Here is a 15,735-nt window from a genome sequence, read left to right on the forward strand (position 1 = left end):
TAAACGGCTTTGATCCTGTCATAACCGGGAGCGGTCCGCATCCTTGCGTAACCTGACAGAGTGGATCGGATCTTCGTGGCCCGCCTGGCGGGGCTGGCGGTCTTCGACCCGGCCGGCGACCAGATCGGCCGGATCCGGGACGTCGTCGTCTCGCTGCGGGGGCCGCTGCTCCCTCGCGTCCACGGCTTCGTCGTGGAGGTCCAGCCACGCCGCCGGGTCTTCCTGCCGATCACCAGGATCACCAGCATCGAGGCCCGCGCCCTCATCTTCACCGGCAAGCTCAACATGCGCAGGTTCGAGCGCCGCGACACCGAGACGCTGGCCATCGGGGAGATGCTCGACCGCACCGTCGAATACAAGGGCGAGCGGGTGACCGTACAGGACCTCGCCATGGAGCAGCCGCGGCCGTCCGAGTGGCTCATCACGAAGGTCGCGATACGCCGCGGCACGCGGCGCAGGGGCGAGACGCTGATCGTGGACTGGGACGAGGTCACCGGCTTCACCGGGATCCAGAAGGACCAGGGCGCGGCCAACCTGCTCGCCGTCTTCGAGGCGCTGCGCCCGGCCGACCTGGCGAACATGCTGCACGAGCTGCCCACCAAGCGGATGGCCGAGGTCGCCGCCGCCCTGGACGACGACCGGCTCGCCGACGTCCTGGAGGAGCTGCCCGAGCGCGACCAGGTGCTCGTGCTCAGCCGGCTGCACCGCGAGCGGGCCGCCGACGTGCTGGAGGAGATGAGCCCGGACGACGCCGCCGACCTCCTGCAGGAGCTGCCCGCGGAGCAGGCCGAGGGGCTGCTGCGGCTCATGGTGCCGGAGGAGGCCGCGCCGGTGCGGCGGCTGCTGACCTACGGCGAGTTCACCGCCGGCGGCATGATGACGACCGAGCCGGTCATCCTCCCGCCGACCTCGACCGTGGCCGAGGCCCTCGCGCACATCCGCCAGCAGGAGCAGACCCCCGCCATCGCCGCGCAGGTGTACGTGACCCGCCCGCCGACCGAGACCCCGACCGGGCGCTACCTGGGGGTGGCGCACTTCCAGCGCCTGCTGCGGGAGCCTCCGTCGACACTGCTCGGCAGCGTGGTAGACATCACGGTGGACCCGATCAGGCCCGAGCTCACGGTGCGCGAGGTGGCGTCGTATCTCGCGACGTACAACCTGGTCGCGGTCCCCGTCGTGGACGAGCTGGGCCGGCTGCTCGGCGCGGTGACCGTCGACGACGTGCTCGACCACATGCTGCCGGAGGACTGGCGGGAGCGCCCATGACCGAACGCCTCGACCAGCCGCGCGAGCTGACGCCCCGCCTGCGGCTCTACTACGACCCCGAGGCGTTCGGCCAGCTCTCGGAACGGATCGCGCGGTTCCTGGGGACCGCCCGGTTCATCGTCTACATGACGGTGTTCGTGGGGTTCTGGCTGCTGTGGAACGTGTTCGCGCCGTACAAGTTCGACCCCTACCCGTTCATCTTCCTGACCCTGATGCTCTCGCTCCAGGCGTCGTACGCCGCGCCGCTGATCCTGCTCGCGCAGAACCGGCAGGCCGACCGCGACCGCGTCCAGTACGAGCAGGACAGGATGGCGGCCGAGCGCAACCAGGCCGAGATCGAGTACCTCACCCGCGAGATCGCCGGGCTGCGCATCGCGCTCGGCGAGGTGGCCACACGCGACTACATCCGCTCGGAGCTCCAGCGCCTGCAGGAGGAGCTGAGCGAGATCGGGACGAGATCGCGTGGGGCGGGTTCGGAGGATTCCCGCTGAGTCCATAGCATGGATTCATGGCACCATCCCCTGAACTGGTCATGGCCGCGCTGGCGACGGTGAACGATCCGGAGATCCGCCGGCCGATCACCGAGCTCGGCATGGTCAAGAACGTCGACATCTCCCCCGACGGGGTGGTGCGCGTTGGCGTGTACCTGACCGTCGCCGGCTGCCCGCTGAAGGACACCATCACGCGCGACGTCACCGGCGCCGTGTCGCGGATCGACGGCGTGTCCCGCGTCCACGTCGACATGGACGTCATGAGCGCCGAGCAGCGCAAGGAACTGCAGACGAAGCTCCGCGGCGACCGCGGGCCCGAAAAGGAGATCCCCTTCGCCAAGCCCGGCTCGCTGACCCGCGTGTTCGCGGTGGCGAGCGGCAAGGGCGGCGTCGGCAAGTCGTCGGTCACGGTGAACCTCGCCGCCGCGATGGCCTCCCAGGGCCTGAAGGTCGGCGTCGTCGACGCCGACATCTACGGCCACTCGGTGCCGCGCATGCTCGGCGTGAGCGAGCGGCCCACCAAGGTCGAAGACATGATCATGCCGCCGGTCGCGCACGACATCAAGGTCATCTCGGTCGGCATGTTCAAGCCCGAGGGCAACACCCCGGTGGTGTGGCGCGGCCCGATGCTCGACCGCGCGCTCTACCAGTTCCTCACCGACGTCTACTGGGGCGACCTCGACGTCCTGCTCATGGACCTGCCCCCGGGCACCGGCGACATCGCGATCTCGGTCGCCCAGCGCATGCCCACGGCCGAGATCCTCGTCGTGACGACCCCGCAGCAGGCCGCCGCAGAGGTGGCCGAGCGCGCCGGGTCGATCGCGGCCCAGACCCACCAGCAGATCGCCGGCGTCATCGAGAACATGGCGTGGCTGCCCTGCCCGCACTGCGACGAGCGCATCTCGGTGTTCGGCGAGGGCGGCGGCCAGACCGTGGCCGACGCGCTGACCCGCACACTGGGCGCGCGTGTGCCGCTGCTCGGCCAGGTGCCGATCGACATGCGGCTGCGTGAGGGCGGCGACGAGGGCAAGCCGCTCGTGCTGACCGACCCCGACGCCCCGGCGGCCGCGGAGCTGCGCCGGATCGCGGCCGGGCTCGGCAAGAAGTCGACCAGCCTCAAGGGCCTGAAGCTCGACATCTCACCGGTCAAGCACTGACTCGAGCGCTGACCAGCCCGATCAGGTCGCCTCGTTGTCGTACGGCGGGATCTCCCCCACGCCCAGTTCCGGCGTGGGGGCGGAGACCGGCTCGGCCACGGTCGTCGTCGAGGTGTCGTTCCAGTCCTTCTCGAGGTCGTCGAGCAGGTGCTTGCGCACGAAGTTCTTGGGGTTGAGGTCGGCCGGGTCGAAGTTGGCGAACTCAGGCCCCATGTTGGCCTGCAGGTCCGCCTTCGCGTTGTTGGCCATCTGCCGGAGCTGCCGCAGCGTACGGCCCGCCTGTGAGGCGGCCTGGGGCAGTTTCTCCGGCCCGAAGACGACCAGGGCGATCACCACCAACGCCAGGGCCTCCCCCCAGCCGAGTCCGAACATGGCGATCTCCTCCTGCACGTGCGACTGAATTCAGACTAATGCCCGCTCCCCGCACTGTGGACAGGGGACGCCCGGCTCTCAGGACGCGCTCATGAGGGTCGCGCGGTGGGGGCGGGGGCCGCGCCGACCGTGACCGTCGCCGTCCGCACCTCGCCGTCGTGCCGGAATTTGATCCGCACCTGGTCGCCGGGGGCCTTGCTGCGGATGGTGACGATCAGCTCCCGGCTGTCGCTCACGGGCTGGCCGTCGACCTCCAGGATGACGTCCCCCGCGTGCAGGCCCGCCTTGGCGGCCGGGCCTCCCGGCGTGACCGGCACGGCGCCGCTCTCCGTCCGGGTGGCGATCCGCACCCCCTTGCCCTGGTAGCTCTGGTCGATCGTGATGCCGATCCTGGAGGTGCGGGCCGTCCCGGTGGTGATGAGCTCCTGGGCGATCCGGCGCACCTGGTTGACCGGGATCGCGAAGCCGAGGCCGATGCTGCCGGACTGCTGGCCGAGCAGGGAACCGCCGACGGTGGCGATCGCCGAGTTCACCCCGATCACCTCGCCCGCGGCGTTGACCAGCGGGCCGCCTGAGTTGCCGGGGTTGATGGCGGCGTCCGTCTGGATCGCGTTGATGAGCGCGTAGTCGGACCCGGTGCTGCCGCCCGCCTCGACGGGCCGGTTGAGCGAGCTCACGATGCCCGTGGTGACCGTGCCGCTCAGCCCGAGGGGCGAGCCGACCGCGATGACCGGGTCGCCGACCACCACGCCGTCGGAGTTGCCGAGGGGCAGCTCCGGCGCCCGGACGGTCCCGTCCGGCTTGACGACCGCGATGTCGGAGTTGGGGTCGCGGCCGACGACGCGCGCCCCCGAGGAGCTGCGGTCGTTGTAACGGATGCGGATCTCCCCGGCCTGCCCCGCGACGGCCACCACATGGTTGTTCGTGACGATGTAGCCGCCCTTGACGACGAAGCCCGATCCGGTGCCCGACTCGCTGTTGCCCTTGACCTCCAGTGAGACCACGCTGGGCAGGACCTTGGCGGCCACCCCGGCCACGGAGTCCGGCGGCCGGGCCGTGGGCTGCTTCGACGGCGTGCTCAGCGTGTAGGAGGGGTCGATGCCGGAGGACGGGCGCGTCAGCAGGAACGTGCCCCAGCTCGCCACGCCGCCCGCCACCAGCGCGATGACCACGGCCAGGGCGGCGAAGAGCGCGATGTTGGGGCCGCGCGGCTCCCGCTGCGGCCCGACAGGACAGAGCGGCGGCGGGGCCCAGCCGGGGCCCATGCCGTACGGACCGGTGGCGGGCGCGGGGCCGTCGGGAGGCCCCTGCGGCTCCTCGCCCGCGGGCAGGAACTCGGGCCGGTCCGACGCGCCGTACGGACGCGAATTGTCGGTCATCGCGGCAGTCACTCCTCGCACACGGCGTCATCCGCTGGGCAGCCGCGGTAACGAGGAAGACGGCACACGACGGCTGCGGTGTCCGATCGTATGCCGTTCCCTCGGATCAGCGCGAAAGACCCCTGGTGACGCTCGGTGACGGGGTGGGTGACACGCTCACCACGGGCGCCTTGTTCTGCGCGGGATGCTGTACGAACATCTGCCCGGGTGTCGGGTTCGGGTTGGCCGTGGATCCTCCGGCCATGAGCATGGTGCCGAGGGCGACGGCGGCGCCGGCCATTCCCACGGCGACGTATCCCGCCCTTCTGGCCCTTCCGGACCGCCCCGGTCCCGATCGTCCCTCGTCCCGGCCCCTGGGCCGGTTGTCCATGGGTCCGGCGGCGTGCATGCCGGGAAGCCGCCCGGCGCCGAAGGCCGGATGGTCGGGAAAGGGCCGCATCCGCGGCGGCAACGGCCCTCCGGGCTCCGCCATGCGCAGCAGCGACATGGTGAGGTCCGCCGGCATGGCGGGCGGATCCATGGACCGCAGGCGGGTCTTCAGCGCGCGCATCGCGTCGACCTCCGCGCGGCAGTCCGCGCAGAACGTCAGGTGCGCGAGCGCGCGTTCCCGCTCGTTGTGACTGAGTTCGCCGTCGATGAGCGCGGAGACGCGCTCGCCAAGATGACTCACAGTCCCTCCCTGCTGATAGAAGGGGGGGTTTGATCGCCGTTCCGGTTCGCGGAGGGCGCCCGGTGGTCGAGCGCCTCCCGCAGCTGGGCGCGGCCGCGATGGATGCGGCTGCGCACCGTGCCGAGTTTCACGCCGAGCGTCGCGGCGATCTCCTCGTAGGACAGTCCCTCGATGTCGCACAGCACCACGGCCGCCCGGAACTCCGGCGCCAGGGCGTCGAGCGCGGCCTGGATGTCGGGCTCCAGATGCGCGTCGTCGTACGCCTGCGCGGGCGACGGCTCGCGGCCGTGCAGCCGCTCGGCGGCGTCGTCCGCCAGCCCCTCGAAGCGGATGCGCTGCCTGCGCCGCGCCATGTCGAGGAAGAGGTTCGTCGTGATCCGGTGCAGCCACCCCTCGAACGTGCCCGGGGTGTAGCTCGACAGGGACCGGAAGACCCGGACGAAGACTTCCTGAGTGAGGTCCTCGGCATCGTGGACGTTGCCCGTCAGCCGATAGGCCAGCCGGTAGACCCGAGTGGAATGAGTTCGGACGACCTCCTCCCAGGTGGGAGGCGTCCAGCCGGACACCGAAGTCTCCGCCTGGTGGTCGTGCTCGTCCACCGGCATTCCTCTCTGCAGGATCGTCGCTACAGCCATAGTGCCTGGTTTCGCCCCTTCCTGCGCACCGCGGGCTGAGCGGTCTCTTACAAAGACCGTTCAAAGCGTGCAACGTCCCCGTTGTGGCGTGAGTTCCCGTTCCGGTCCGACTCCCCTAGGCTGCGTCCAAGATGAAGCAGGGGAGGGAGAGGCCGATGGCGACACCGGCCAGCCTGGAGTACGCGGAGGAGTTCGTCCCGGAGGACGACATCCTGCGAACCGCGCGCCGGCGTGGCATCGAGGTCGGGGCGCGCCCGATCCTGCCCGGGTGCGGAGCGGCGCTCTGCTTCCTCGCCACCGTGGTGAACGCACGCTCGGTGGTGGAGGTCGGCACCGGGTGCGGGGTCTCCGGCCTGTGGCTGCTGCGCGGTATGCGCCCGGACGGCACGCTCACGAGCGTGGATGTGGAGCCGGAGCATCAGCGCATGGCCCGGCAGACGTTCGCGGAGGCGGGGTTCTCCGGCAGCCGCATCCGCCTGATCGGCGGGCGCGCGCTCGACGTCCTTCCCCGCCTCGCCGACGGCGGCTACGACATGGTCTTCTGCGACGCGGCCAAGCAGGAGTACATCGACTACCTCACCGAGTCGGTGCGGCTGCTGCGCCGGGGCGGGGTCGTCGTCTTCGGCGACGCCTTCTGCGACGACCAGGTGGCCGACCCCACCCAGCGCGACCCCGACACGGTCGCGCTCCGGGAGCTGGGCAAGCTCGTCAGGAACGACGAGCGGCTGCGGCCCCTGATGCTGCCGCTCGGCTCCGGGCTGCTGGCCGCCGTCAAGCTCGTCTGAGCCCGTTCACATCGGGTTCAGGGGCCGTTCAGGGGCCGTTCAGGACGTGGCGGTGAGGTAGCGGAGCAGCAGGCGGACGCCGAAGCCGGTGCCGCCCTTGGTGGTCTCGCCGTCGTCGGAGGCGGCCCGCGCGGGCCCCGCGATGTCGAGGTGTGCCCACGGCCGCCCGCCGGTGAACTCCCGCAGGAACAGCGCGGCGGCGATCGACCCCGCCGCGCCCGACTTCGTCCTGTCGACGTTGGCCAGGTCGGCCACGTCGGAGTCGAGCATCGTGCGGTAGTCCTCGACGAGCGGCATCCGCCACAGCCGCTCCCCGCCGGCCTCGCCCGCGGCGATCAGGTCGGCGGCCAGCGACTCGTCCGTGGCGTAGAGCGCGCCCAGGCTCGTCCCGAGCGCGACCTTGGCCGCGCCGGTCAGCGTGGCGACGTCGATCACGATGTCCGGGTCGAGCTCAGCGTGCGCGTACGCCAGCGCGTCGGCCAGCACGAGACGACCCTCCGCGTCGGTGTTCAGCACCTCTACCGTGCGCCCGCCGTACTGGGTGATGACGTCTCCCGGCCGCTGCGCCGAGCCGGAGATGGAGTTCTCCGCGCACGCCACGAGGCCGGTGACCCGCACCGGCACGTCGAAGGCGGCGAGCGCGCTCATCGCGGCGATGACGGCGGCGCCGCCGCCCATGTCGGTCTTCATCGTCTTCATGCCCTCGTTGGGCTTCAGGGACAGGCCGCCGGTGTCGAACGTGATGCCCTTGCCGGCGAGCACCACGTGGGCGCGCGGGTTCTCCGGCGTGTAGGACAGCTCGACCAGGCACGGCGGGCTGACCGACCCCTGCCCGACGGCCCGGATGCCGCCGAACTCGCCGAGCTCGGCCCCCTCCCGCACGCGTACGCCGAGCCCCGACTCGGCGGCGATCGCCTTGGCCTGCTCGGCGAGCCAGGCGGGCGTCTTGACCGACGACGGGGTGTTGACGAGGTCGCGGGCGAGCGCGGTGGCCCGCGCGACCGCCTCGCCGCGCTTCAGGTCCCGCTCGTCCCCGCCGACGAAGACGATCTCCCCGACCGGCTTCTTGCCGCCGTTGCCGATGGTGAACGTGTACGCCGCGAGCAGCGCGCCCTCCGCCAGTGCCGCCGTCTCTCCCTTGGGCGGGACGACGACCGACAGCGACGCCCGGCCCTTCGCCCGCCTCGCGAGGGCCGCCCCGGCCTTGCGCAGCGCGGCGGCCGAGCCGTCGCCGGTGCCGTACAGCAGGACGCGCCGCACGCCGCCCTCCCTGAGGGTGGGCACCTCCACGACCTCGCCCGGCTCTCCCTTGGCCTCGTAGTGCGCGAGCAGCGCGTCGACCGGCACGGGAGACTCCAGCCAGGGCGCCGGGGCGAGGTCCGGTCCGGGTCCGAACGGCACGGCCACCAGGTCGGCGTCCGGCGCGGGCCCGGCGCCGTCAGGACCGGTGAGGACCGGCGTGGTCTGGATGGGCACGTCCACCTCCAATAGGTCGGCCCCGGGGCGGGAACAACCCGCCGCCAGGGCCGTAGATCGAACGGGTCGGCCGACGAGGTCAGCCGACCACCTTCTTGAGCGCGTCACCGAGGGCGCTGGCCTCGTCCGCGGACAGCTCCACGACGAGTCGGCCGCCACCTTCGAGAGGGACCCGCATGACGATGCCCCGTCCTTCCTTGGTGACCTCCAGCGGACCGTCACCGGTCCGCGGCTTCATCGCCGCCATGCGTGTATCCCTTCCCGCGTTGTCGGCCGCCCCGGAGGGTAACCGGCGTATTCACGTTTCTGTGATGTTCTATTATCCCGCCTCCGAGCTCAAAAAGGTAACGGCCTGGATCCGGTCAGTGGATCAATGCGGTGAGACACTCGTTGTGGACGGACCGGACGTGACCCCACACTGGGTGGGGTGAACGCCCGAGCCGCGCTTTTCGATCTCTATGGGGACCACCTTCTCGCGCGTGGCGGCCGTGCCTCCGTGGCCGCGCTCGTGAGGCTGCTCTCGCCGCTCGACATCGCGGCCCCGGCCGTCAGGACCGCGATATCCCGCATGGTCAGACAGGGCTGGCTCGACCCCGTACGGCTGCCGCAGGGGCCGGGATACGCGGTCACGCCGAAGTGCGAACGCCGGCTCGACGAGACGGCGGCCCGCGTCTACCGGCGGGGCGACGCGCCGTGGGCCGGCCGCTGGCACGTCCTGGTGCTCGAACCGGTCAGGGACCGGGCCCGGCGCGAGCGGCTGCGTGCCGACCTCGCCTTCCTCGGGTACGCCCCGCTGTCGGAGACGACCTGGATCGGTCCGAGGCCCTCGCCCGAGCTCGACGCGCTGCGGATTCCCGGCCACCGGTTCGACGCCGTGTACGAGGGCGACCCGCGTGACCTGCTCGCCCGCGCGTGGGACCTGGACGGCATCGGCAGCGCGTACGAGGATTGGCTGGCCAGCGCGGCGGAGCTGGTGGGCTCGCTGCCGGAGGACGCCTCGGACGACCGGGTCTTCGCGGTCCGCAGCAGGCTGGTGCACGGCTGGCGCAACTTCCTGTTCCGCGACCCCGGGCTGCCCGCCGACCTGCTGCCGCCGGGCTGGCCGGGCGAGAAGGCCCGCACCTTCTTCGAGCAGGAGGCCACTCGGCTGCTGCCGGCCGCCGCCGCGTTCGTGGACCGCACACTGAATGGAGCAGCCTGACATGACCGTGACCTACGACGTCGACGAAGCCGTCGCCACGATCACGCTCAACCGCCCCGACGCGATGAACTCGCTGACCCTCGCGACGAAGACCGACCTGCTCGCGGCCGTGCGGCGCGCCGCCGACGACGCGTCGGTGCGGGCCGTGCTCCTGACCGGCGCGGGCCGGGCCTTCTGCGCGGGACAGGACCTGCGGGAACACGCCGCCAACCTCGACCGTGGCCTCGGTCTGGCGAACACCGTGCGCGAGCACTACAACCCGGTCGTGCTGGCCATCGCGACGATGGGCAAGCCCGTCGTGGCCGCCGTCAACGGGGTGGCCGCGGGGGCGGGCGCCTCGCTGGCGTTCGCGTGCGACTTCCGGGTGGCGGCCGAGAACGCGAAGTTCTCGATGGCGTTCACCGGGATCGGGCTCGCCCCCGACTCGGGCGCGTCCTGGACCCTGCAGCGGCTCGTCGGCCCCGCCCGCGCCCGGGAGATGCTGCTGCTCGGCGACGTCGTCGACGCGGCCAGGGCGCTGGAGCTCGGCCTGGTCGGGCAGGTGGTGCCTGCCGACCGGCTGGCGTCCGCCGCCCGCGACCTCGCCGTACGGCTGGCGCAGGGGCCCACCCGGGCGTACGCCGCGACCAAGGCGGCGCTGGACCACGCGGCGTCGTCCTCCCTCGCCGAGGCGCTGGAGCGGGAGGCGGAGCTTCAGGACGAGTGCGTCGCCACCGCCGACCACGCGGCGGCGACCAAGGCGTTCCTCGACAAGGAACGACCTACCTTCGAAGGCCGGTAGGCGCTTCGAAGCAATCGGCACAGCGAAGGCCGGTAGGCGCTTCGAAGCAATCAAACACGGCGCAGGGCGGTGACGGCCTCGCGGACGTGGCAGTCGGCGACGTGGTCGTTGACCAGGCCGATGGCCTGCATCAGGGCGTACGCCGTGGTGGGGCCGACGAAGCGGAAGCCGTGCTTCTTGAGGTCCTTGGCCAGCGCCGTGGACCCGGGGGTGCGGGCGGGGACGTCGGCGAGGGTGGTGGGGACCCTGCCGGGCTCCTCGGCGTACTTCCACACCAGCGCCGACAGCCCGCCCGGCACCTCAAGCGCGGCGCGGGCGTTGGCCACGGCCGCCTCGATCTTGGCGCGGTTGCGCACGATGCCCGCGTCGGCGAGCAGGCGCGCCATGTCGTCCTCGCCGAAGGCCGCCACCGCCGGGATCGAGAACCCGGCGAACGCCTTGCGGAAGTTGTCGCGCTTGCGCAGGATCGTCAGCCACGACAGGCCGGACTGGAACGCCTCCAGGGTGATCCGCTCGAAGACGCGGTCGTCTCCATGGACGGGACGGCCCCACTCGTCGTCGTGGTAGGCGACGTAGTCGGGTGTGGTGCCCGCCCACCCGCAGCGGACCAGCCCGTCGTCGTGTGCCGTCACCATGCCTCTTCCGCGTCGACGCGCTCGGCCCGGACGTCGGCCGCCTCGGGCTCCTGCGTCTCGAACCGCTGTGTCTCTGGCTGCGTCGTCTCGGGCCGCGTCGTTTCGAGCCGCGTCGTCTCCTCGCGGGTCTGCGGCCGTGCGTACGATAACTCGGCCACGCGCTGCTCCAGCACCGCGATGCGGGTGTCGCGCTCCCCGAGGGCGACCGAGACGCGGTGCAGCGTCTCGTCCACCGCCTGGGTGCTGTAGCCCACGAGACCGATCGGGAGCCGGAGCGCGATCAGATCGGCGGGAGTCACCTGGCCGGCCGCCGGCAGTTCGAGAGGCGGCACGTCCGGGGGGAACTCCGCCATCTCGCCGCCGTGTCCCAGCGAGACCATGACCACGCAGGCGATCACGGCGAGTCCGGCGATGACGAGTACGACCAGCACATACGAATCGTGCCACAACTCTTTTGCGTGCGAGCATGGAAGCATGACGCGCGTGATCGGGCCCGACGACGAGATCGAGCCCGCCTGGGTCGAGGCCGCCTCGCTGCCGGAGGTGTCCGCGCTGGCCCGGGCGGGGCACACCGTCGTGGTGACGCTCCCCGGCGACGAGACCGAGGCCATCGCGGCCGCCGCCGCGTACGCCTGGGCGGGGGCGGCCGTCTTCCGGACGTCCCACGACGTGCGGCGGGCCCTCGACATGACCGAGGCCCTGCTGGGCCGCCGGCCCCCCGCCCTGACCCGCCGCGGCCTGGCCTGACGGAGCGCTTCTAGCTCTCGCCGAGCTCCTCGCCGGTGGGGCTGAGGTGGAGGGCGGGCCGCTCCAGCAGGTCGAACGCCTCCTCGACCGTGGTCGCCCACGAGATCGCGTCGAACACGTTCGGCCGGGTGAAGCCCTGCTCGTACATGCGGTCGATCAGGTCGCGCAGCGGGCCGTACAGACCCCACGGGTCGAGGACGACCAGCGGCCGCTCGTGCATGCCGAGCACCCGGGAGGTCCAGATCTCGAAGAGCTCCTCCAGGGTGCCGATGCCGCCCGGGAGCACGAGGAACGCGTCGGACCTGGCGTCCATGATCCCCTTGCGCTCGCGCATGTCGGCGGTGACGATCAGCTCGCCCGAGTCGGTGTCGGCGATCTCGATGTCGACGAGGGCCTGGGGGATCACCCCGACCGTGTGGCCGCCGCCGTCGCGGACGGCCCGGGCGACCTCGCCCATGCAGGAGACGATGGCGCCGCCGCTCACGAGACCGTGGCCGCGGCGGGCCAGTTCGGTGCCCACCTCCCGGGCGAGGTCGAGGTATTTGCGGTCGATCTTCTGGCTGGACGAGCAGTAAACGCAGACGAACACGTCGCAACCCTACTGAGTGCCGGCGCGCCGGTCCGACTCCACGATGATGCGCACGGCCTCGTCGGGGTCGTCGGTGACCGAGACCAGCTCCACGTCCTGCGGCGAGATCTTGCCGGTGGCCAGCAGCGAGTCGCGGATCCAGTCGATCAGCGGCGACCAGAACGAGACGCCCATCATGATCACCGGGAACGACGTGACCTTCCGCGTCTGCACCAGGGTCAGCGCCTCGAACAGCTCGTCGAGCGTGCCGAACCCGCCGGGCAGGGCCACGAACCCGCTGGCGTACTTGACGAACATCGTCTTGCGCACGAAGAAGTAGCGGAACTCGATGCCGAGATCCACGTAGTCGTTGAGACGCTGCTCGTGCGGCAGCTCGATGCCGAGGCCGACCGAGATGCCGCCGGCTTCGAGCGCGCCCTTGTTCGCCGCCTCCATCACCCCGGGGCCGCCACCGGTGATCACCGCGTAGCCCGCCTTGGCGAGCGCCGAGCCGACCTTCACGCCGAGTTCGTACTCGGGGCTGTCGGGACCGGTGCGGGCCGATCCGAAGACGGTCACCGCCGGGGGAAGGTCGGCGAGGGCGCCGAAACCCTCGACGAACTCGGACTGGATGCGCAGCACGCGCCAGGGGTCCTCGTGCAGCCAGCCGGTCGGGCCGCGTCGGTCGAGCAGGCGCTGGTCGTGGGTCGAATCGGGGACGAGTCCGCCGCGGACCAGCGACGGGCCCTGCCGGCGTTCGGGACGGGTGTGCTTCATGACGGTCACGCTAACGGTCGGGGTCGGACATGGTGCTGGACGCACGGGCTGCCCCGGCGCCCCGCGTTCCAAATCGCACCGGAAGAATCTTGAAAAAGATCCTCGGAAGGATGGAACCGGTCGTCGCCGAGGCCCCGTCTAAGAAACGAGGGTGCTGCTCGGGACGAAAGTGGCTTTCCCCGCCAAATGGCCGGCGAGGAAAGCCACTTTCTTCTATCTGCGGGCTCTACCTGCGGCTTACCTATTCGGTCAGCCAGGATGTCATGCGGCGCTCGCTCTCGACGATCTTGGCGAGGCTCACGTTCTCCCCCGCCGTGTGGGCGATATCGGGGTTGCCGGGGCCGCAGTTGACGGCGGGCATCCCGAGGGCGGAAAAACGCGCGACGTCGGTCCAGCCGAGCTTGGCCCGGGGCGTGCCGCCGATCGCGGCGGCGAACGCCGCGGCGACGGGGTGGGTCAGCCCCGGCCGTGCGCCCGGCGCTCCGTCGGTGAGCCGCACGTCGAAGCCGTCGAAGACCTCCTGGACGTGGGCGAACGCCTCCTCCAGCGTGCGGTCGGGGGCGAAGCGGTAGTTCACGGTCACCACGCACTCGTCCGGGATGACGTTGCCGGCCACCCCACCGCGTATGCCCACCGCGTTGAGGCCCTCGTGGAACCGCAGGCCGTCCACCACCGGCTGCCGCGCCTCGTATCGGCGGAGGATGTCCAGCACCGGCGCGACGTCGTGGATGGCGTTGACGCCCTCCCACGACCGGGCGCTGTGCGCGCGCACGCCCTTCACCGTGATCTCGGCCCGCAGCGTGCCCTGGCAGCCGCCCTCGATCAGCCCGTCGGTCGGCTCCATCACGACCGCGAAGTCACCCGTGATCCACTCGGGATGGGTGCGGGTGAGCCGCAGCAGGCCGCTGCGCTCGGCCTCGACCTCCTCGCAGTCGTAGAAGACGAAGGTCAGGTCGCGGTTCGGCTCGGCCAGCAGGCAGAGCTTGAGCTGGACTGCCACGCCGCTCTTCATGTCGGACGTCCCGCAGCCGTACAGCACGCCGTCTTCGACCCTGCTGGGCAGGTTGCCGGCCACCGGCACCGTGTCGATGTGCCCGGCGATCACCACGCGCTCGGCCCGGCCGAGATCGGTCCGCGCCACCACCGCGTCGCCGTCACGCAGCACGGTCAGGTGGGGCAGCGGAGCGAGCGCCTCCTCGATGGCGTCGGCCAGCGCCTTCTCCGCGCCGCTCACCGATTCGATGTCCACCAGTCGCGCCGTCAGCGCGCCCACATCCTGGGAAAGGTCAAGCCGCATGTCACCCGACCCTAATCCACCGGTTCACGCGATCTGGACCGTGGCGACGGGCTTGGTGGCCTTGCGCCAGCCGTCGTGCCCGCTCTCGGCCGTCCAGGTGACGCCCTCGTAGCGCACCTGGCGCAGGCCGTACTTCTGGGCGTAGGTGACATACCAGGCGGCGATCAGCCAGCCGCGCTTGGTCGAGGAGTCCGTGCCGAGGGCGCGCACGAGCTGCTTGCGCGCGGCCTCGGGCTGCGGCGTGACCGGCTTGTCGGACGGCGGATACCAGCAGTGCACGGCCTGGGGCACGCGCCCGCTGAACGCCGCCGAGAGGATCCTGGCGTTGTACTCGTGCTCGGCGTAGGCCGAGCCGTCGGCGGAGCGCTGCACGGCCTGTGCCGCCTCGTGCAGCGGCAGGGTCGTGTAGTGCCGCACCTTCTCCAGGGCGGCGAAGAACTTGCGCGCGGCGTAGACCGGGTCCTGCAGCTGCTCGCGCGTCCCCCAGCCCATCGAGGGCCGCTGCTGGAAGACGCCCACCGAGTCGCGGTCGCCGTACGGCAGGTTGGCCAGCTTGGACTCCTGGATCGCCGTGACGTAGGCGATCTGGAGGGCGCGCTCGGGCAGCCTGCGCCGCACCGCGACGGCGGCGATGGTCGCGGCCACCTGGGCCTGCTCGATGTCGAGGTCGAGCGTGCCGTCAGGGGTCTTGACCATGCAGTGTTCGCCCAGAGCGAACGGCTTTGTCCGCTTCAGCAGGTGATAGGCGCCATAGAAGATGGCCGCACCCAGCAGGGCCACGATGACCACGACGGTCACGACAGGTTTGGTAAGGCGCCGTTCCACAAGCAGAACCTACCCGGATGATCAGGGAAGCCGATCCACGCGAATCGATCCCGGGGTCAGCGGCCGGGCGTAGGACGCCTCCCACTGGCCGCCCTGCACACGCTGGAACGACAGCAGGCGGCCGTCGCCCGTCCGATAGTCGGCGAAGTCGAGCAGGCCGCGCTCGGGCAGCCCCGTGTTGCCCTCGGAGCGGAAGGCGGCCGTGCCGCGCTCGACGGGATAGAACTCCAGGCCGTCCACGATGAGCATGTGCCTGGCCGGCACCATCCCCTGGGTCGGCACGTCGGTCCATAACAGGACCTCCAGGTGGAGGGACTCGCCCTCCGTGCCCGGCCGTTCCTCGACCGACAGCCAGTTGTAGCGCCGGGCGCCCTCGTCGAGCAGATACTCCGTCCACTTCTCGCCCTGCATCGTGCAGTGCAGGGCCCCGGCGGCCCGATAACGGGCGGCCTCCACATAGACGGTGTCGCCCACCCGGATCGTGCGAGGGTCGAAGAAGTCCGGTTCGGCCGCGGGGTCGTGCGCCTGCGCCTCTCTCGGATCGGCGGCCGGCGTGCGCACCGGCTCGCGCGTGCGTGCGCGCCGGGTCGCGGCGACCGCGCCCACGACCGCGCCCAGCACGACGACGACCGTGGCGAGGCCAAGCACGATCACGATCGCTGTCGTCATGGCG

The 15,735-nt window shown here is 71.4% G+C and carries 20 protein-coding genes; 7 read left to right on the forward strand and 13 right to left on the reverse strand.

What is annotated here, in order from left to right:
* The first annotated feature begins 60 nt into the window (after positions 1 to 60).
* Genes OHB01_RS04405 through OHB01_RS04415 form a run of 3 tightly spaced genes read left to right on the forward strand, consistent with a single transcriptional unit; the run spans position 61 to position 2,914 of the window.
* Positions 61 to 1,266 carry a magnesium transporter MgtE N-terminal domain-containing protein gene (locus tag OHB01_RS04405; RefSeq protein WP_142651767.1) on the forward strand — a complete coding sequence of 402 codons (1,206 nt, stop codon included), beginning with the start codon at positions 61 to 63 and terminating at the stop codon, positions 1,264 to 1,266.
* Entirely contained in the window at positions 1,263 to 1,757 is a 495-nt protein-coding gene (locus tag OHB01_RS04410) for a DUF1003 domain-containing protein (RefSeq protein ID WP_142651766.1), read from the forward strand. The genes OHB01_RS04405 and OHB01_RS04410 overlap by 4 nt, the downstream gene beginning before the upstream one ends.
* 17 nt (positions 1,758 to 1,774) lie before the next feature.
* Positions 1,775 to 2,914, forward strand: a complete 1,140-nt coding sequence (locus OHB01_RS04415) for an Mrp/NBP35 family ATP-binding protein (RefSeq protein ID WP_030507453.1) — start codon at positions 1,775 to 1,777, stop codon at positions 2,912 to 2,914.
* A gap of 21 nt (positions 2,915 to 2,935) precedes the next feature.
* Here OHB01_RS04415 and OHB01_RS04420 read toward each other — a convergent pair whose 3' ends face one another.
* The 4 genes from OHB01_RS04420 to sigE form a co-directional block, all read right to left on the reverse strand.
* Positions 2,936 to 3,286 carry a sec-independent translocase gene (locus OHB01_RS04420; RefSeq protein ID WP_142651765.1) on the reverse strand — a complete coding sequence of 117 codons (351 nt, stop codon included), beginning with the start codon at positions 3,284 to 3,286 and terminating at the stop codon, positions 2,936 to 2,938.
* Positions 3,287 to 3,375: 89 nt separating this feature from the next.
* Complete coding sequence (locus OHB01_RS04425) at positions 3,376 to 4,665, reverse strand: S1C family serine protease (protein WP_147943498.1); 1,290 nt, start codon at positions 4,663 to 4,665, stop codon at positions 3,376 to 3,378.
* A 106-nt stretch (positions 4,666 to 4,771) separates the two neighbouring features.
* Complete coding sequence (locus OHB01_RS04430) at positions 4,772 to 5,335, reverse strand: anti-sigma factor family protein (RefSeq protein ID WP_142651763.1); 564 nt, start codon at positions 5,333 to 5,335, stop codon at positions 4,772 to 4,774.
* On the reverse strand, positions 5,332 to 5,940 hold the full coding sequence (gene sigE, locus OHB01_RS04435; RefSeq protein WP_142651787.1) for an RNA polymerase sigma factor SigE: 609 nt from the start codon (positions 5,938 to 5,940) through the stop codon (positions 5,332 to 5,334). Before sigE ends, OHB01_RS04430 begins: the two co-directional genes overlap by 4 nt.
* A gap of 185 nt (positions 5,941 to 6,125) precedes the next feature.
* Between sigE and OHB01_RS04440 the strand changes: the two genes are divergently transcribed.
* Positions 6,126 to 6,755 carry an O-methyltransferase gene (locus tag OHB01_RS04440; protein WP_142651762.1) on the forward strand — a complete coding sequence of 210 codons (630 nt, stop codon included), beginning with the start codon at positions 6,126 to 6,128 and terminating at the stop codon, positions 6,753 to 6,755.
* A 39-nt stretch (positions 6,756 to 6,794) separates the two neighbouring features.
* Here OHB01_RS04440 and OHB01_RS04445 read toward each other — a convergent pair whose 3' ends face one another.
* Complete coding sequence (locus OHB01_RS04445) at positions 6,795 to 8,231, reverse strand: leucyl aminopeptidase (RefSeq protein WP_142651761.1); 1,437 nt, start codon at positions 8,229 to 8,231, stop codon at positions 6,795 to 6,797.
* A gap of 79 nt (positions 8,232 to 8,310) precedes the next feature.
* Positions 8,311 to 8,478, reverse strand: coding sequence for a DUF3117 domain-containing protein (locus OHB01_RS04450; protein ID WP_076433904.1), 168 nt, complete (start codon positions 8,476 to 8,478; stop codon positions 8,311 to 8,313).
* 180 nt (positions 8,479 to 8,658) lie between these two features.
* Here OHB01_RS04450 and OHB01_RS04455 point away from each other — a divergent pair, with 180 nt between their 5' ends.
* On the forward strand, positions 8,659 to 9,432 hold the full coding sequence (locus tag OHB01_RS04455) for a PaaX family transcriptional regulator C-terminal domain-containing protein (RefSeq protein ID WP_142651760.1): 774 nt from the start codon (positions 8,659 to 8,661) through the stop codon (positions 9,430 to 9,432).
* A complete protein-coding gene (locus OHB01_RS04460; RefSeq protein ID WP_147943499.1) occupies positions 9,419 to 10,213 on the forward strand; it encodes an enoyl-CoA hydratase-related protein in 795 nt (264 codons plus the stop codon). Before OHB01_RS04455 ends, OHB01_RS04460 begins: the two co-directional genes overlap by 14 nt.
* Positions 10,214 to 10,263: 50 nt before the next feature.
* Here the strand turns inward: OHB01_RS04460 and OHB01_RS04465 are convergent, their stop codons facing one another.
* Together OHB01_RS04465 and OHB01_RS04470 are read right to left on the reverse strand one after the other, a co-directional pair.
* Positions 10,264 to 10,848, reverse strand: coding sequence for a DNA-3-methyladenine glycosylase I (locus tag OHB01_RS04465; RefSeq protein WP_142651758.1), 585 nt, complete (start codon positions 10,846 to 10,848; stop codon positions 10,264 to 10,266).
* The gene (locus OHB01_RS04470) at positions 10,842 to 11,279 is read right to left on the reverse strand and encodes a hypothetical protein (RefSeq protein ID WP_142651757.1); all 438 of its coding nucleotides are present in this window, start codon (positions 11,277 to 11,279) and stop codon (positions 10,842 to 10,844) included. The genes OHB01_RS04465 and OHB01_RS04470 overlap by 7 nt, the downstream gene beginning before the upstream one ends.
* 43 nt (positions 11,280 to 11,322) lie before the next feature.
* Here OHB01_RS04470 and OHB01_RS04475 point away from each other — a divergent pair, with 43 nt between their 5' ends.
* On the forward strand, positions 11,323 to 11,595 hold the full coding sequence (locus OHB01_RS04475; protein WP_328709193.1) for a hypothetical protein: 273 nt from the start codon (positions 11,323 to 11,325) through the stop codon (positions 11,593 to 11,595).
* Positions 11,596 to 11,605: 10 nt separating this feature from the next.
* Here the strand turns inward: OHB01_RS04475 and OHB01_RS04480 are convergent, their stop codons facing one another.
* The 5 genes from OHB01_RS04480 to OHB01_RS04500 all read right to left on the reverse strand — a co-directional run bounded on the left by OHB01_RS04480 (position 11,606) and on the right by OHB01_RS04500 (position 15,731).
* Entirely contained in the window at positions 11,606 to 12,184 is a 579-nt protein-coding gene (locus OHB01_RS04480) for a TIGR00730 family Rossman fold protein (RefSeq protein ID WP_328854966.1), read from the reverse strand.
* Between the two features lie 9 nt (positions 12,185 to 12,193).
* Complete coding sequence (locus OHB01_RS04485; RefSeq protein WP_142651754.1) at positions 12,194 to 12,940, reverse strand: TIGR00730 family Rossman fold protein; 747 nt, start codon at positions 12,938 to 12,940, stop codon at positions 12,194 to 12,196.
* A 241-nt stretch (positions 12,941 to 13,181) separates the two neighbouring features.
* On the reverse strand, positions 13,182 to 14,237 hold the full coding sequence (gene dapE / locus OHB01_RS04490) for a succinyl-diaminopimelate desuccinylase (protein ID WP_142651753.1): 1,056 nt from the start codon (positions 14,235 to 14,237) through the stop codon (positions 13,182 to 13,184).
* A gap of 24 nt (positions 14,238 to 14,261) precedes the next feature.
* On the reverse strand, positions 14,262 to 15,035 hold the full coding sequence (locus OHB01_RS04495) for a hypothetical protein (protein WP_142651752.1): 774 nt from the start codon (positions 15,033 to 15,035) through the stop codon (positions 14,262 to 14,264).
* 48 nt (positions 15,036 to 15,083) lie between these two features.
* A complete protein-coding gene (locus tag OHB01_RS04500; RefSeq protein ID WP_147943503.1) occupies positions 15,084 to 15,731 on the reverse strand; it encodes a DUF4178 domain-containing protein in 648 nt (215 codons plus the stop codon).
* Between the last annotated feature and the right edge of the window lie 4 nt (positions 15,732 to 15,735).

This window comes from Microbispora hainanensis, assembly GCF_036186745.1.
Lineage (GTDB): Bacteria > Actinomycetota > Actinomycetes > Streptosporangiales > Streptosporangiaceae > Microbispora.

Excerpts from the sequence above, each read along its gene's own strand:
- OHB01_RS04410 (WP_142651766.1), top strand. The coding sequence starts at position 1,263 with ATGACCGAACGCCTCGACCAGCCGCGCGAGCTGACGCCCCGCCTGCGG.
- OHB01_RS04415 (WP_030507453.1), top strand. The coding sequence starts at position 1,775 with ATGGCACCATCCCCTGAACTGGTCATGGCCGCGCTGGCGACGGTGAAC.
- OHB01_RS04420 (WP_142651765.1), bottom strand. The coding sequence starts at position 3,286 with ATGTTCGGACTCGGCTGGGGGGAGGCCCTGGCGTTGGTGGTGATCGCC.
- OHB01_RS04425 (WP_147943498.1), bottom strand. The coding sequence starts at position 4,665 with ATGACCGACAATTCGCGTCCGTACGGCGCGTCGGACCGGCCCGAGTTC.
- sigE (WP_142651787.1), bottom strand. The coding sequence starts at position 5,940 with ATGCCGGTGGACGAGCACGACCACCAGGCGGAGACTTCGGTGTCCGGC.
- OHB01_RS04440 (WP_142651762.1), top strand. The coding sequence starts at position 6,126 with ATGGCGACACCGGCCAGCCTGGAGTACGCGGAGGAGTTCGTCCCGGAG.
- OHB01_RS04450 (WP_076433904.1), bottom strand. The coding sequence starts at position 8,478 with ATGGCGGCGATGAAGCCGCGGACCGGTGACGGTCCGCTGGAGGTCACC.
- OHB01_RS04460 (WP_147943499.1), top strand. The coding sequence starts at position 9,419 with ATGGAGCAGCCTGACATGACCGTGACCTACGACGTCGACGAAGCCGTC.
- OHB01_RS04465 (WP_142651758.1), bottom strand. The coding sequence starts at position 10,848 with ATGGTGACGGCACACGACGACGGGCTGGTCCGCTGCGGGTGGGCGGGC.
- OHB01_RS04475 (WP_328709193.1), top strand. The coding sequence starts at position 11,323 with ATGACGCGCGTGATCGGGCCCGACGACGAGATCGAGCCCGCCTGGGTC.
- OHB01_RS04485 (WP_142651754.1), bottom strand. The coding sequence starts at position 12,940 with ATGAAGCACACCCGTCCCGAACGCCGGCAGGGCCCGTCGCTGGTCCGC.
- dapE (WP_142651753.1), bottom strand. The coding sequence starts at position 14,237 with ATGCGGCTTGACCTTTCCCAGGATGTGGGCGCGCTGACGGCGCGACTG.
- OHB01_RS04500 (WP_147943503.1), bottom strand. The coding sequence starts at position 15,731 with ATGACGACAGCGATCGTGATCGTGCTTGGCCTCGCCACGGTCGTCGTC.